Source organism: Gemmatimonadota bacterium, assembly GCA_039715185.1.
Lineage (GTDB): Bacteria > Gemmatimonadota > Gemmatimonadetes > Longimicrobiales > RSA9 > DATHRK01.
The window spans coordinates 1-13814 of sequence record JBDLIA010000086.1 but is presented as its reverse complement, the minus strand read 5'-3'; the positions used below and the strand labels follow the sequence as shown (position 1 = coordinate 13814).

Sequence of the window (13814 nt, the reverse complement as noted above, 5' to 3'; positions counted from 1 at the left end):
GAACCTGGTGCTGCTGTGCCGCAGGCATCACCGCGCTGTGCACGAGGGTCGCGCGATGGTGTGCCGGGGCGCCGACGACGCGGTCGCCTTCTTCATGCCCGACGGGCGGGTGCTGCACGACGCGCCGCAGGTGGCGCGCAACGGGGGCGGCAACGCCGCCAGCAACGGTCGCGCGGGCGCCGTCCAGCTCGCCGACCTGCGGCTCGATCGGCCTTCGTGGCGCAACGGCGCGTCCCGGTGGGTGCGCTACCGGGACGTCCCGTGGGCGGTCGAGGTCCGGGCGCTGGAGGCCGTCGATGGGACGGGCTAGACGCAGGCCTCCCGGCGCTCACGCACCGGCGGAGGTCGAGCCCCCGGAGTACGAGGTTGACGCGTACCGGATACCGTGTTGACACCACGACGCTAACCGTCCAGCCAGACCCGTCGGCGTCCCGGTCGGCGGCATCACCATCGGGGACAGTCACCATGACCCACCAACGACACATCGTACCGAAGGGGACCGCCGCGCTCGCCCTCGTCGCTGTAGCCGGCCTGACGCAGGCCGCGACGACCCTCGAACTCCGCGCCCAGAGTCTTCACGACGCGCCTCGGTTGGATTCGGAGGTCGGCTTGGAGCTGATCCGGCCGGTGTTCGATGGCCTGGACACCAACGCCCTGACGTTCTCGGGGCAGGCTAGCCTGAGGTGGAAGGTCACCGACAAGGTCGCCGTCTTGGCCGACCTGCCGTTCACCCGGCTGTCGACGCCGGTTCCGGTCACAGGCTTCGGCGAAGCCAGGTCCGGTGCCAGGTTGGGCAACCCGCTCCTGGGCTTCCGGTACCGGGCCGCCGACTCCGCGACGGCGATCGACGTGGCTGTGCGGCTGCCCATCGATCTCCAGACGGGTGACAACTTTCCCGAGACGGTGGGCGCCTTCGGCGACTTCGACAGATGGGAAGCCTACATGCCCGACCTGCTGTCGGTGATCGCTCGCGCCTCCGGCGAATGGGACATCACCGAGAAGGTAGTGGGGCGTTTCTCTCTGGGAGGAGTGTTGAGCACGACGGACCTCGGCTCCTTCGGAAGCGGCGGGTCGGCGTATTCCATGACCTACGGCGGTGGCGTCAGCGCCGACGTGGGTCCGGTTACGCTCACTCCCGGCTTCACGGGGCGGCTGCGCCTCGACGCGGGGAGCGCCGACCTGGCCCAGCGAACGGTGCACCAGTTCGCGCTGGGGGTCCTCTACGATGCTGTCCGCGCCCGCCCCTACGTGCGCCTGCGCGTGCCCATCGACGAGGATCTCAGCAGGATCGTCAACCTGGTCGTGAGCGTCGGCGTCATCGTGCCGCTGGGCGGGACGGACGAGCGCTGAGGCCTACACGTCCAGGACCCTCACGTACTTGGCGTTCTCCTCGATGAACTTGCGCCTCGGCTCCACGTCGTCGCCCATGAGGGTGCTGAAGATGCGGTCCGCCTCCACCGCGTCCTCCATGGTCACCTGCAGGATCGTGCGCGTCTCGGGATCCATGGTCGTGCGCCAGAGCTGATCCGGGTTCATCTCGCCCAGGCCCTTGTAGCGCTGGATGTTGACGTTGGTGTCCTTGCCCTTCTGGAGGCGGTCCACGTACTCATCGCGCTCGTCGTCGGAGAACGCGTAGTGCTCCTTTTTCCCGCGCGACACGCGGTACAGAGGCGGCTGGGCGATGTAGATCATGCCCTCTTCGATGAGCTGGCGCATGTGGCGGAAGAAGAACGTGAGGAGCAGCGTGCGGATGTGCTTCCCGTCCACGTCGGCGTCCGTCATGATTATCACGCGGCCGTAGCGCGTATTGTCCAGGTTGAACTCGTCGTCGCCGATGCCCGTGCCGATCGCCGTGATCATCGTGGCGATCTCGTCGTTGGACAGGATCTTGTCCAGGCGGGCCTTCTCCACGTTCAGGATCTTGCCCTTGAGCGGCAGGATCGCCTGATAGGAGCGGTCGCGGCCCTGCTTCGCGCTCCCCCCCGCCGAATCGCCCTCGACGAGATACAGCTCCGTCACCGAGGAATCGGTGATCGAGCAGTCGGCCAGCTTGCCCGGCAGGACGCTGCCCTCGAGCACGTTCTTGCGCCGGGTCAGGTCCCGCGCCTTGCGCGCGGCTATGCGTGCGCGCGCGCCCTGTACAGCCTTTTCGATGATGCGCTTGGCGTCCGCCGGATGCTCCTCCAGGAACTCGGCCAGCTTTTCGTTGACGATCTGCTCGATCGCCCCGCGCACCTCCGAGTTGCCCAGCTTGGTCTTGGTCTGCCCCTCGAACTGCGGCTCCCGGACGCGCACCGACAGCACCGCGGTGAGCCCCTCGCGCACGTCGTCGCCGGACAGCGATTCGAGGTCCTTCTTCAGCAGGTTGTTGCGGCGCGCGTAGTCGTTGATGGTCCGCGTCAGCGCGGCCTTGAAGCCGGTGAGGTGCGAGCCGCCTTCGTGCGTGTTGATGTTGTTGACGAAGGTGAACGTGTTGTCCGTGTACCCCTCGTCGTACTGGAGCGCCAGCTCCATCTCCGCTTCCTCCCGCGCGGCCGCGATGTAGATCGGCTCCGGGTGGAGCGGCTTGCGCGAACCGCGCAGGTATCCCACGAACTCCTGAATGCCGCCTTCGTAGTGGTAGGTTTCCTCGCGCGGCTCCGACCCGTTGCGGTCCCGCTCGTCGGCCATCGTGATGAAGAGCCCGCGGTTGAGAAACGCCATCTCGCGAAGGCGGTTCGACAGCGTATCGAAGTTGTAGCCGAGCTCGTCGAAGATCTGGTGGTCCGGCTTGAACCTGACCTTGGTGCCGGTCTCCTTCTTGGGCACGCTCCCCACCACCTCCAGCTCGGAGGTCTTGTCGCCGCGCGCGTAGGCCTGCCGGTGCACCTTGCCGTCCCTGCGCACCTCTACCTCCAGCCACTCCGAGAGCGCGTTCACCACGCTGACGCCGACGCCGTGCAGGCCACCCGACACCTTGTACGAGTCCCGGTCGAACTTCCCGCCCGCGTGGAGCGTGGTCATGGCCAGCTCCAGGCCGGGCTTCTTTTCCACGGGGTGGATGTCGACCGGAATGCCCCGCCCGTCGTCGACTACGGTGATGGAGTCATCGGGCCCGATGGTGACATCTATGCGGGTGCAGAAGCCCGCCATCGCCTCGTCCACCGCGTTGTCCACGACCTCGTACACGAGGTGATGGAGGCCGCGCGGCCCCGTCGACCCGATGTACATGCCCGGACGCTTCCGAACCGCCTCCAGTCCCTTGAGGACCTGGATAGCGCCCGCGCTGTAGTCGCCCCCGCCCTTCCTCTTCTCAGCCATCTCTGGTCCGTCCCCTCCGTCGCGCGCCGCCGGCCTCGGTTGGCTCGTCGGCGTCTCCCATCACCAGCCTGATTGCGTCGATACGGTTCCGCTCCTCGCCCCTGTTGACGCGGTCGAGGAGTTGCTTCTCCATCAGCTTCAGCTCCATGAGCCAGGCGCTGGAGCGCACGCCCACGATCAGCGTCCCGCCCACCAGCCGGAGCGGCACGGCCACCTTGGCGATGCGATCGCCCACGCGCTCGCGCCACTCGCCGAACACCCGGCGCCGCTCCACCGCCTCGGCGATGCCGGATTCGGCCAGGTACGCGGTGAGCGCGTCCGCCAGCGGCTCCAGCTTCTTGCGACGCTTGTTCACGCCGCGATCGCCCCGGCCCGGATGGTCCAGCGCTCGAGCGCCACGTCGACGCCCAGGTCCACCTCCTTGGGCGCGGTGACCAGCAGCTGGCCGGCGCCGCGCTCGCCCAGCAAGGCCATGAGTCGACGGCTCCGGCCCGCATCGAGCTCGGCGAAGATGTCGTCCAGCAAGACCAGGGGCTCGCGCTCACGCCGGGCGCGAATCGTGTCGGCCTCCACCAGCCTGAGCGCGACGGCCGCGGTGCGCCGCTGCCCGCCCGAGCCGTAGTCGCGCAGGTCCACGTCGGCGCCTTCCCGTTGCACCAGGCGCAGGGTCAGGTCGTCGCGGTGGGGGCCGACCAGAGTGGTCCCCAGTTCCTCTTCGCGGTGGCGCCGGCGCTCGAGCCCGTGGCGAAAGCTGTCTGCCAGACTCGGGCCCTCCTCCTCGGCGTCCAGCGCGCCCGGCTCGGCCGCCCCGAGCGAGCTCTTGTAGCGCAGGGACATGCCGTGGCCGTCGCCCACGGCGCGGCAGTACTCCTCGAACGGCGCGGCGTACTCCGCGGACCAGCGCCGCCTGGCCTCCAGCACCGGCACACCCCAGCGCACCAGCGCCTCGTCCCAGGGGTGCCGGTCCGATCCGGCGCCGGACCGGAGCAGCGCGTTGCGCTGCCGTAGCGCGTGCTTGTAGCGCTGAAGCGCGTCCACGTACCCGGGCTCGTTCAGCGACAAGAGGACGTCCAGAAAACGGCGGCGCTCGGCCGGCGATCCGGCGACGAGGTCGATGTCGGACGGCGAGAACACCACCACCCCCACCTCACCCAGCGCGTCGCCCAGTCGCTCGGGTTCGACGCCGTCCACGCGCACCCGCTTGCGCCGGCCCTCGCGCAGATACCCGGCGGTCACTTCGACCGTCCGGTCTCCCACCGCGAAGGCGCCGGACACGAAGAACCCCGCCTCCCCGAAGCGGGCGAGCTGTTCGTCGGGCGCGCCCCGGAAGGAGCGGAACGCCTCCAGGTAGTAGATACCCTCCACCAGGTTGGTCTTCCCCGAGCCGTTGTCGCCCACCAGCGCGACGCCCTGCTCGGGCATGGCCAGGTCGGCGGCCGCGAAGTTCCGGAAGTCGCGCAGGCGGAGCGAGCCGCAGCGCACGCACGGCCGCGCCTGGGGCGCCTGGAGGTCGCCGGGATATGGTGCCTCGCCTGACTCCGGGACCGGGGCGGGAATCGCGATGGCGCTCACGCTGAAAGGGCCGGCTTCGTGGACCCGTGAATCTACGCGCGCGCACGCGCGCGAGGCAACACCAGCCGTCTTCGGCCGATCGGGGGCGGCCTACCGGCCCCGAAAATCGGCGGCGCGTTTGTCCAGAAAGGCCCGCATGCCCTCGCGCATGTCGTCGGTGCCCGCCAGCAGCCCGAAGAGATTGGACTCCAGACGCTGGGCGTCCTCGGTGGTGCCGTGATAGGCCGCGTCCACGGCCTCGAGCGCCATGGTGAGCGCCACCGGACCATTCCGCAGAATCTTGCCGAGCAACTCGAGGGCGGCCTGTCTGGCCTCGCCCGCGGGCACCAACCGGTTGGCGAGGCCGATCCGGTGCGCCTCGGCGGCGTCGATCATCCCTCCCGTCAGAATCAGCTCGAGGGCGCGCCCGCGGCCGACCAGCCGCGCCAGCCTTATGGTGCCGCCGTAGCCGGGAATTATCCCGAGCTTCACCTCCGGAAGCCCGAAGCGAGCGTTCTCCGACGCCACCCTCAAGTGGCAAGCCAGCGCCATCTCGAGTCCCCCGCCCAGGGCGAATCCGTTGACGGCCGCGACCACCGGCTTGCCCAGCGTCTCGATCGTCCGCAGGACCGCCTGGCCCTTCCGCGACGTGGCGATGCCGTCGAGCGGACCCATGCGGGCGAGCTCACCGATGTCCGCTCCGGCGACGAACGCCTTCTCGCCGGCTCCGGTCAGGACGACTCCTCCCACGGCCTCGTCTCCCCGCAGGTCCTCGAACGCGGCGCCGATTTCGCCCACCGTGTCGTCGTTCAGCGCGTTGAGCTTGTCGGGGCGATTCACGGTCACGACGGCGACGCGGTCCTGCCGCTCGACGGTCAGGAATTCGTAGGAATCGGGCATGGTATTCGGCTCCGGGTGGCCCGGCCCCGCGCGTCGGGACCGGGTCGGCGCTTGCGCCGGGCTCGCGCCGCGCGAATATGGACCGCGGATCGGGGCGGCACCAGGCCAAACGCGGCCCCTGGCTACTAATCGAGAAACCCGGCGCGCCAACCGTGAACGTCTTCCTGAACGGCTCCATCATGCCGCACCACGAAGCGCTCATCCCCGTCACGGACCGGGGCTTCCTCTTCGCCGACGGAGTCTACGAGGTCGTCCGCATCTACGGGGGCAGAACGGCGTTCTTCGCGGAGCACATGGCGCGGCTCCGCAGAGGACTCGCCGAGCTGCGCATCGACCCGTCCGCCGCCGATGGCGTCGAGGCGATCGCGGGCGCGCTAATCGCGGACAACGGACTCGCTGACCAGGACGGCATCGTCTACGCTCAGGTGACCCGCGGAGCGCCGCCGAATCGGTCCCACGCGTTCCCGCCCGATACGCCGCCGACGGTGTACACGGTGGCGCAGCCTCACCCCCGACCTTCCAACGAACGCTTCGATGCGGGCGTCGCCGCGACGCTGGTCCAGGACACGCGCTGGAAGCGCCGGGACATCAAGTCGATAGCGCTGTTGCCGAACGTGCTCGCCAACCAGGAGGCGCACGACCGCGGCGCGTTCGAGGCGCTGTTCGTCGAGGACGGCCACGTGCTGGAGGGGTCGCGCTCCAACCTGTTCGCGGTGCACGGCGGCGCGTTGCTCACGCACCCGCTGACCTCGGAGATCCTGCCGGGGATCACGCGTGCCGCGGTCGTGCGCGTCGCGCGTGAGTCAGGCATGGAGGTCCGCGAGGCACCCATCCCGCTCGAGCTTCTCGACGCCGTATCCGAGTTGTTCCTGACGGGGACCACCACCGAGGTGATGCCGGTCGTGCGGGTGGACGGCCGCGCCGTGGGCGGCGGCGTTCCCGGCCCCGTCGCGGGTGCCCTTCAGGAGGCCTATCTGCGCTATGCGCTGAACCCCGGCCACGAGACGGATCGATGACTCGGGCGTGGCCCGGGCGTCGCCTTGCGGGTCCGCGGCGGCGTCCATACCGTTCCTGCCACGCCGGCGCAGAGGCCGGTTCGCTACTCCCCGAAGACACGGATGCCCCGCGATGAGTCGCTCGCTCAACAAGGTCATGCTGATAGGCAACGTCGGCGCCGAACCCGAGATCCGCACCACCGGCTCGGGCACTCGCCTGGCCAAGATATCGCTCGCCACCAACCGCGCGTTCTCCGACCGCTCGGGACAGCAGCAGGAGAAGACGGAATGGCACCGTCTCACCTTCTGGGATCGGCTGGCCGAGATCGTCGAGCGCTACGTCAAGAAGGGCGACCGGCTGTACGTCGAGGGCAGAATCGAGTACAGCACCACGGAGGACAATGGCGTGACCCGCTACTGGACCGACATCGTGGTGCGCGACATGGTCATGCTCGGTAGCGGACCCGGCGGAGAATCCTCGGGCGGCTGGAACCGCAGCGCCGAGCCCGCGCAGGCCCCCGCCCAGGAGGCCACCTTCCAGCCGGACGACGACCTGCCCTTCTAGCAGGCCAACGGCGTGGCGGGCCGGGCGCGCGACCCGGCCACCACGCCGCGCCCGCCCGGCTCCGCCCCGTTTCTCGTCGCCCTTGACGGGCTTTTTCTTTGAATATATCAATAAGTGGTGACTTATGAATCGATACTGCAAGCGCTGGGCGACCCGACCCGGCGCGAGATCTTCGACAGGCTGCGGGCGTCTCCCTCCGCGGTAGGCGTGCTCGCGCAGGCAATGCCGGTGTCCCAGCCGGCCGTCTCGCAGCACCTGCGCGTGCTCAAGGAGGCAGGCCTCGTCGAGGCTTCGGCGGAGGGCCGCCGTCGCATATACCGGGCGCGCCTGGATGGCCTGGCGCCGCTTCGGTCCTATCTGAAGGGGATGTGGAGCGACGCCCTGGGCGCGTTCTCGGCGGCCGCGGAGGCGCGGGCCGCGACCCGGGATTGAACCTCAGACACCCGTAAGCAGGAGCCGTATCCGATGTATCCGATGGACCTGTCGCCTTTGGTCAAGACCGTGCGCGTGCCTCTCGGCGAGCGCGAAACGTTCGACCTGTTCACGAGCGGGATCGGCGCCTGGTGGCCGCTCGCCACCCACTCGGTGGGTCTGGATAGGGCGGTAGACTGCGCGTTCGAGCCGCGCGTGGGCGGACGCCTGTTCGAGACGCTCTCGGATGGCAGCGAGAAGCCCTGGGGCGTGGTGACCGAGTGGCGTCCGCCGCGGCGCTTGACCTTCAGCTGGCACCCGGGGCGGGATGCCGAGACCGCGCAGGAGGTGGAGGTCTCCTTCGCGCCCGAGCCCGGCGGCGGCACCCTGGTGCGGCTGGAACACCGCGGCTGGGACCTGCTCGGCGACGAGGCCGAAGCCATGCGTGGGAACTACGACGGCGGCTGGGATGGAGTGCTGGACCAGTTCGTCCAGGTGGCCGAAGGGGCACCGGTCTAGGAGCGGACCCGGCGGCGGGCCCCGGGCGCCCCCTACCAAGAGCGCCCGGGGCCCACTCAGTCGTCGTCGTCGAAGCGCGCCCGCCGCTTGCGACCCCGCAACAACCCCAGAGCCAGTCCACCCACGAAGGCCCCGGCGAGCGCCAGGAGCTCCTTGCCGGATACCAGCTCGCGAAGCTTGGCCGGCAGATCCAGCCCCTTCCGCAGGTGGGCGCGCTGGACCCCGAGACGCCCCTTGAGGAGGTCTGCGTTGGCGGCGAGCCGGGCGCGCGTCGCGGCGATCTCCGCGCGCGCGTCCGGTACGGTTCGCGGCGCCGCCGACGGGGAGCTCGGGTCGGCGCGGCGCGCCGGCACCGGCAGCGTGGCGCCGGTTCCGGCCGGCCGCCGGGTGGGCGGAGTGCTCAAGGACGAGCCAGGCGCGCGCGCACGGCGTCGCGGCGGGAGTCCAGCGCGGGGAGTTCGGTCACCTCCAGCTCCGAGGCGTCGAAGAAACGCGCCTCGCGCTCGTCGTCGAGCAGCACCCCCGCGCGGGTCCGGGCGTACTGCGTCGCCTGGATCACCACGCCGGTGCGACCGACCAATCCCTCCTCGAGAGGCAGCCCTCCACGCCGTACGCGGACACGCGTGCCTTGGGGGAACGCCGGCAGTGCGATACCCATCGCGCCACTCCTGAGACCTGAGTTACCGGGGACGCGGACGATGATCAAAGCCGGTGTCGGACGCAACGGCGCCTTTCGGTAGGCCGCCGCGCCACCCTATATTCGATGCGTCGAATCGTGACCCGCGACCTTGGACGCGCGGAGCCCACTCTCAAGTCATCCGCAGGAGCCTCGAACCGTATGAGCAAGAGCGCCGTGATGGCCGTTGGGGGCGGCATCGGCTTCCTTTGGGTAGCGCTGGCCGTGCTGTCCTCGATGAGTGCGATCCAGGGGTTGCAGAACGACCGATTCGACTGGTTCATGGGGTGGGGGTTGGTGGGGGTGTTGCTGTTCATCGCGGGCTTGGCCGCGCTGGTAGGCACCTGGAACCACCTCTATCGAGTCCTGCGCGAAGACTAGGGCGGCGTGTCCGTGCTGGCGGACTTCTCGCGGCCCGGCAATCCCACGCCGCCGCCCACCACCGCGCCGCCGCGCGCGCGTGGCAGGTCGTTCGGGTTCGTCGAGCGTGACGGCGAACGCTGGACCGTCTTCCTGGTCACCTATCCCCTCGACGACGGCGCCTGGCGCGGGTATCTGTCCTTCCGCCCCTCGTCCGCCAGGTCCACCGAGCCGGAGGTTCGCACCGCGGACCTGTGGATCGAGGGGACCGAACAGGCCGTGGCGCAGCGAGCGCGCGGTCTGGGGCGGCCGCTCGTCATGTCCCTCCTGGGCTCCGCGGTCGAGGTGCACGAGCGCCGCAGAGGCTATTCGGCGGATCTGCGCCAGTGGTTCAGGGGGCTCCTCGGGCAACACGCGGCGTCGCTCGCGCCGGACATCGGCAGGGCGGACGACGACGTAACCATCCCCCACCTCCGGTCGCTGTACGAGTCCTACCGCATCGACCAGATGGCACACCTCATTTCGCTCATTCCCGAGGAGCACTTCGACAGCCTGGTCACGCGCGTCCTGGAGGGTCGCAAGGTGGACTTCTCCAGCCGCGACCGCCTGCAGATAGCTTTGCTCGTGGTGCAGGACCTGGAGCGCTACCTCCCCCTGCCCCCGTTCGAGGTGTGGTCCGAGGACTATCTCCTGCACAAGGACGTCTACCACCGCTACGCCCACGCGCTGCACCGCGAGGGTGACCTGGGCTGAAGCGGCGCGCCGCTCGCCTGCCATACCGATCGCTCCACCGTCCGCCGATTCCGTTCGCCGACGCCCGATTGACTCTCCGGGCCGCCGCGCGCACAATTCGCGGCCCGCTCGTCCGCGATTGTACCGGTACAAGCGTTCCGTAGCGGGATCCGGGGCCTGCTCCGCGGGGGTTAGGCCCATGGGCGCGCCACAACCAGAAGGACAGTGATGCAGACGACCAGCACACCTCCCTCCACCGAGCGGGCGGTCTGGGGCTCCAAGCTCGCGTTCATTTTCGCGGCCGCGGGCAGCGCCATCGGCCTGGGCAACATCTGGGGCTTTCCGACCACCGCGGCCCTCAACGGTGGCGCGGCCTTCCTGGTGATCTACCTGATCGCGGTCGCCGCGATCGGCGCGCCGGTGATGCTCGCCGAGCTGGCGATCGGGCGGCGCACCAAGCGCAACCCGGTGGGGGCCTTCAGCGCGCTGGCGCCCAAGTCGGCGTGGGTGATCGTAGGCGCCCTGGGCGTGCTGGCGGGGCTGGTGATCCTGAGCTTCTACTCGGTGATAGCGGGCTGGAGCCTGGCGTACATACTCAAGACGGTCACTGGTACCTTCACCGAGGGCGCCGACACCGCAGCCATCTTCAACGACCTGGCGGGTAGCGCGCCCAACGCGCTCTTCTGGCACGGCGTGTTCATGGTGATCACGGTCTACGTGGTCCTGCAGGGCGTGAAGGAGGGCATCGAGCGCTGGACCAAGGTGCTCATGCCGGTGCTGTTCGTGATCCTGCTGCTGCTGATCTTCCGCGCGGTGACGCTGTCGGGCGCGGGCCCCGGGCTGGACTTCTACCTGCGCCCGGACTTCAGCAAGGTGACGGGCGTAACGGTGCTCGCCGCGGTCGGTCAGGCGTTCTTCAGCCTGAGCCTGGGCATGGGCGCGATGATCACCTACGGCTCCTACCTGTCCAGGAAGGACGACCTGGTCAGTTCGTCGCTGCTGGTGACGCTCGCCGACACCACGATCGCGATCATGGCGGGCCTGATCATCTTCCCCACGCTCTTCCACGCGTCCATGGACCCGACGCAGAGCGGCCCGGGGATGGTCTTCGTGACGCTCACCTCGCTGCTCACCGAGATCCCGCCGCAGCCCTACGGCGGCGTGATCTTCGGCACGATGTTCTTCGTGCTGCTGGCGATCGCCGGGCTCACCTCCAGCGTGTCGCTGCTGGAGGTCACCACCGCGTACTTCGTAGACGAGAAGAAGATCAGCCGCAAGAAGGCTTCGATCTGGCTGGGCGTCGCGGCGTTCACGCTCGGGGTCCCGAGCGCGCTCGCCAACGGCGCGGTGCCGTGGTTGAGCAACCTGCCGGGCGTGGGCTTGGACTTCCTGACGTTCATGTTCACGGTGTTCGGCCAGTACGCGTTGGTGATCGGCGCGCTCTTCATCTCGCTGTTCGCGGGCTGGGTCTGGGGCATCAAGGCGGTGGGGGAGGAGGTGCGCGCGAACGACGGCGCCTTCCCGCTGGGCCGCACCTGGGCGTTCCTGATCCGCTTCGTGTGTCCGGTCGCGATCACCGCCCTCTTCTTCCAGCTCATCATTCCGGTCGTACGCGGCCTGCTGTCCTGAGCGCGCGCCGGCTCTGAGGGGAGGATAAAAAAAAGGGGGCGACCCGGCCGGGGTCGCCCCTTTTCTCGTGCGCGCGAAGCCGGACGCCAGGGGCGCCGGCGTTGCCCGCTAGTGTGCCGGCGCGGAAGTCGCGTGCGCACCGAGGCGCGTGATGCGCACGCGGGGCAAGGCGGCACGACACGCCGTAGCCATCGCTACGGCAAGGAGTTCCAACGCCGCCTCCGCGGGATGCAGCGCGAGCCGAATGCCTACGGGACTTCTGCAACGGTACACTAGAGGCCCAGGTCGTTCACCACCGGCGACTCGCCCGTGTAGTCGTAGAAGCCCTTGCCGCTCTTCCGGCCGTAGTAGCCCATTGAGATCATGCGCGTGAGCAACGGAGGCGGCGCGAACCGCGTCTCCCGGAACTCGTCGAACATGATCTCGGCGATCGCGTGGAGCGTGTCGAGGCCCACGAAATCGCCCAGCACGAACGGGCCCATGGGATAGCCCGTGCCCAGCGTCATGCCCTTGTCGATGTCGGCCACGCTACCGAGCCCCGCGTCGAGCCCGCGGATGGCGTCCAGCATGTACGGAACCAGCAGCCGGTTGACGATGAAGCCCGACGTGTCCTTGGCGACGATGGGCTCCTTGCCGAGCGACCGGGCGAAGTCGAACGCGGCGCGAAACGCCTCGTCGCTGGTGGCGATGGTACGCACGACCTCCACCAGCTTCATCACCGGCACCGGGTTGAAGAAGTGCAGCCCCACCATGCGGTCCGGCCGCTTGGTGGCGGCGGCCATGTCCACTATGGTCAGCGAGCTGGTGTTGCTCGCGAAGATCGCCTCGGGCCCGCACAGGCCGTCCAGCTTGCCGAAGATCTCGCGCTTGAGGTCGAGCTGCTCGGTGATCGCCTCGATCACGATGCCGGCCTCCGCCAGGTCGCCCAGCTCCGTGGTGAACGACAGGCGCCCCAGAGCCGCGTCGCGGTCGGCGGCGTCCAGCTTGCCCTTGTCCACCGCGCGGCCCAGGCTCTTCTCGATTCTCGCGCGCGCCTTCTGCGCGAAGTCGTCGTTCACCTCGCGCAGGAGCGTTTCGTAGCCTGCCTTCGCGGACACCTCCGCGATGCCGCTCCCCATCAGGCCGCCGCCGATCACGGCGACCTTTCCGATCTCCGCCATTGTGCCTCGCTGTCGTGGTTGGAACCGAAACTCTCTCGCGGGCCGGGACCTCAGTTGGGCCCGCGAATGCGGCGCTTGGAGGCGGCCGCCTCCACCCTGTCCAGCAGCCCCTCGAGCTCCGTGGCGGCCCCGCGCAGCCGCCTCCGGAACGAGGCCGCCGCCATCTTGAACGCCGCGCCCATGCCGGCGGCGAAGCCTACGAGCCCAGCCCCGGACGCGGCGAGCGCGACCTCCGGGGCGCCGATCCCGCCGAGCGCGGCTGCCACCGCGGCGAACGCGCCGGCGCCGATCGCGCCGCCCAGGGCGACGCCGCCCGCCACGCCCCCGGCGACGTACTCGCGTCGCTTGTTGGTCAGGTCCACGTCCACCATCAGGTGCGCGCTGGCGTCATCCAGCGCGCGCAGCGCGACGTCCACGGACTCGGCGCGGCCGACCAGGTGACGCTTGCTGGAACGCTTGAACCCGCGCGCGATCGCGGACGCCATGTCCGCGGCAGGGGCCAGCTTCATGCGCCCCGCGCGATCGCGCACCACGCTGAGATACTCCCGTTTGATCAGGTGTTCCCGGATCGCCTTCTCGACCGAACCCTCGGGCGCCGCGATGGCGCGGACGGCCACGATATCCGCGTCGCCCAGCAAACGGGCGACGAGTCCTCCGGACTGCGCAGCAGGCTCTCCGGCAGGCAGCTCGAACATGGCTTGCCTGGCGAGCCGGGCGGGCAGCCCCAACTCCTCGGCGATGCGCAGGACCTCGTCCTCCGTCAGCATGTCGCCGGTGTCCGCCTCGCGCGCGTACAGCTCGGCCGCGCGCCGGATCACCAGCTCCAGCCGATCGCGCGACACCCGCTCGGGCGCCTCGGGCCGCAGCGACAGGGGGGCGTGGTCGGGCTCGGTCATGCGCGTGCTAGTGTGCCGGCGCGGAAGTCCCGTGTGCACCGAGGCGCGTGATTGCGCCCGCGGGGCAAGGCGGAACGACGCGCCGTAGCCGTCGCTACGGCAAGGAGTTCCAACGCCGCA

General features: G+C 69.5%; 17 protein-coding genes. 9 read left to right on the top strand and 8 right to left on the bottom strand.

The annotated features are described in order from the left end of the window. On the top strand, positions 1-310 hold a 310-nt coding region (locus ABFS34_13335; GenBank protein MEN8376424.1), incomplete at its 5' end, for a hypothetical protein. A gap of 155 nt (positions 311-465) precedes the next feature. Further along, complete coding sequence (locus ABFS34_13330) at positions 466-1350, top strand: hypothetical protein (GenBank protein ID MEN8376423.1); 885 nt, start codon at positions 466-468, stop codon at positions 1348-1350. A gap of 3 nt (positions 1351-1353) precedes the next feature. On the opposite strand, the gene gyrB is transcribed toward ABFS34_13330, so the two are convergent. The 4 genes from gyrB to ABFS34_13310 all read right to left on the bottom strand — a co-directional run bounded on the left by gyrB (position 1354) and on the right by ABFS34_13310 (position 5751). Beyond that, a complete protein-coding gene (gene gyrB / locus ABFS34_13325; protein MEN8376422.1) occupies positions 1354-3300 on the bottom strand; it encodes a DNA topoisomerase (ATP-hydrolyzing) subunit B in 1947 nt (648 codons plus the stop codon). Continuing rightward, positions 3293-3655, bottom strand: a complete 363-nt coding sequence (locus ABFS34_13320; GenBank protein ID MEN8376421.1) for a DUF721 domain-containing protein — start codon at positions 3653-3655, stop codon at positions 3293-3295. Before ABFS34_13320 ends, gyrB begins: the two co-directional genes overlap by 8 nt. Beyond that, on the bottom strand, positions 3652-4872 hold the full coding sequence (gene recF / locus ABFS34_13315; GenBank protein MEN8376420.1) for a DNA replication and repair protein RecF: 1221 nt from the start codon (positions 4870-4872) through the stop codon (positions 3652-3654). The genes ABFS34_13320 and recF overlap by 4 nt, the downstream gene beginning before the upstream one ends. Positions 4873-4962: 90 nt before the next feature. After that, positions 4963-5751: an enoyl-CoA hydratase-related protein gene (locus ABFS34_13310; GenBank protein ID MEN8376419.1), complete on the bottom strand. Its 789-nt coding sequence runs from the start codon at positions 5749-5751 to the stop codon at positions 4963-4965. A gap of 152 nt (positions 5752-5903) precedes the next feature. On the opposite strand from ABFS34_13310, the gene ABFS34_13305 reads away from it, so the two are divergent. The 4 genes from ABFS34_13305 (at position 5904) to ABFS34_13290 (ending at position 8241) form a co-directional block, all read left to right on the top strand. Further along, entirely contained in the window at positions 5904-6767 is an 864-nt protein-coding gene (locus tag ABFS34_13305; GenBank protein MEN8376418.1) for an aminotransferase class IV, read from the top strand. 112 nt (positions 6768-6879) lie between these two features. After that, positions 6880-7311, top strand: a complete 432-nt coding sequence (gene ssb / locus ABFS34_13300) for a single-stranded DNA-binding protein (GenBank protein MEN8376417.1) — start codon at positions 6880-6882, stop codon at positions 7309-7311. A gap of 114 nt (positions 7312-7425) precedes the next feature. Continuing rightward, complete coding sequence (locus ABFS34_13295) at positions 7426-7743, top strand: metalloregulator ArsR/SmtB family transcription factor (protein MEN8376416.1); 318 nt, start codon at positions 7426-7428, stop codon at positions 7741-7743. Between the two features lie 42 nt (positions 7744-7785). Beyond that, positions 7786-8241, top strand: a complete 456-nt coding sequence (locus tag ABFS34_13290; protein MEN8376415.1) for an SRPBCC domain-containing protein — start codon at positions 7786-7788, stop codon at positions 8239-8241. Between the two features lie 56 nt (positions 8242-8297). On the opposite strand, the gene ABFS34_13285 is transcribed toward ABFS34_13290, so the two are convergent. Together ABFS34_13285 and ABFS34_13280 are read right to left on the bottom strand one after the other, a co-directional pair. Continuing rightward, positions 8298-8645, bottom strand: coding sequence for a hypothetical protein (locus ABFS34_13285; protein MEN8376414.1), 348 nt, complete (start codon positions 8643-8645; stop codon positions 8298-8300). Beyond that, positions 8642-8899: a hypothetical protein gene (locus ABFS34_13280; GenBank protein ID MEN8376413.1), complete on the bottom strand. Its 258-nt coding sequence runs from the start codon at positions 8897-8899 to the stop codon at positions 8642-8644. The genes ABFS34_13285 and ABFS34_13280 overlap by 4 nt, the downstream gene beginning before the upstream one ends. A gap of 180 nt (positions 8900-9079) precedes the next feature. Between ABFS34_13280 and ABFS34_13275 the strand changes: the two genes are divergently transcribed. From ABFS34_13275 to ABFS34_13265, 3 genes are all read left to right on the top strand, one after another. Further along, entirely contained in the window at positions 9080-9298 is a 219-nt protein-coding gene (locus tag ABFS34_13275; GenBank protein MEN8376412.1) for a hypothetical protein, read from the top strand. Positions 9299-9304: 6 nt separating this feature from the next. Beyond that, entirely contained in the window at positions 9305-10030 is a 726-nt protein-coding gene (locus tag ABFS34_13270) for a hypothetical protein (protein MEN8376411.1), read from the top strand. A gap of 207 nt (positions 10031-10237) precedes the next feature. Next, positions 10238-11638, top strand: coding sequence for a sodium-dependent transporter (locus ABFS34_13265; protein MEN8376410.1), 1401 nt, complete (start codon positions 10238-10240; stop codon positions 11636-11638). A 272-nt stretch (positions 11639-11910) separates the two neighbouring features. Here ABFS34_13265 and ABFS34_13260 read toward each other — a convergent pair whose 3' ends face one another. Both ABFS34_13260 and ABFS34_13255 read right to left on the bottom strand, forming a co-directional pair. Beyond that, positions 11911-12798: a 3-hydroxybutyryl-CoA dehydrogenase gene (locus ABFS34_13260; GenBank protein MEN8376409.1), complete on the bottom strand. Its 888-nt coding sequence runs from the start codon at positions 12796-12798 to the stop codon at positions 11911-11913. Between the two features lie 50 nt (positions 12799-12848). Next, the gene (locus tag ABFS34_13255) at positions 12849-13694 is read right to left on the bottom strand and encodes a hypothetical protein (protein MEN8376408.1); all 846 of its coding nucleotides are present in this window, start codon (positions 13692-13694) and stop codon (positions 12849-12851) included. Positions 13695-13814 lie beyond the last annotated feature (120 nt).

Bases quoted from the DNA above. Each gene is read 5' to 3' on its own strand.
- ABFS34_13310 (MEN8376419.1), bottom strand. From the start codon at position 5,751: ATGCCCGATTCCTACGAATTCCTGACCGTCGAGCGGCAGGACCGCGTC.
- ABFS34_13280 (MEN8376413.1), bottom strand. From the start codon at position 8,899: ATGGGTATCGCACTGCCGGCGTTCCCCCAAGGCACGCGTGTCCGCGTA.
- ABFS34_13260 (MEN8376409.1), bottom strand. From the start codon at position 12,798: ATGGCGGAGATCGGAAAGGTCGCCGTGATCGGCGGCGGCCTGATGGGG.
- ABFS34_13265 (MEN8376410.1), top strand. From the start codon at position 10,238: ATGCAGACGACCAGCACACCTCCCTCCACCGAGCGGGCGGTCTGGGGC.
- ABFS34_13275 (MEN8376412.1), top strand. From the start codon at position 9,080: ATGAGCAAGAGCGCCGTGATGGCCGTTGGGGGCGGCATCGGCTTCCTT.
- ABFS34_13330 (MEN8376423.1), top strand. From the start codon at position 466: ATGACCCACCAACGACACATCGTACCGAAGGGGACCGCCGCGCTCGCC.
- gyrB (MEN8376422.1), bottom strand. From the start codon at position 3,300: ATGGCTGAGAAGAGGAAGGGCGGGGGCGACTACAGCGCGGGCGCTATC.
- ABFS34_13290 (MEN8376415.1), top strand. From the start codon at position 7,786: ATGGACCTGTCGCCTTTGGTCAAGACCGTGCGCGTGCCTCTCGGCGAG.
- ssb (MEN8376417.1), top strand. From the start codon at position 6,880: ATGAGTCGCTCGCTCAACAAGGTCATGCTGATAGGCAACGTCGGCGCC.
- ABFS34_13255 (MEN8376408.1), bottom strand. From the start codon at position 13,694: ATGACCGAGCCCGACCACGCCCCCCTGTCGCTGCGGCCCGAGGCGCCC.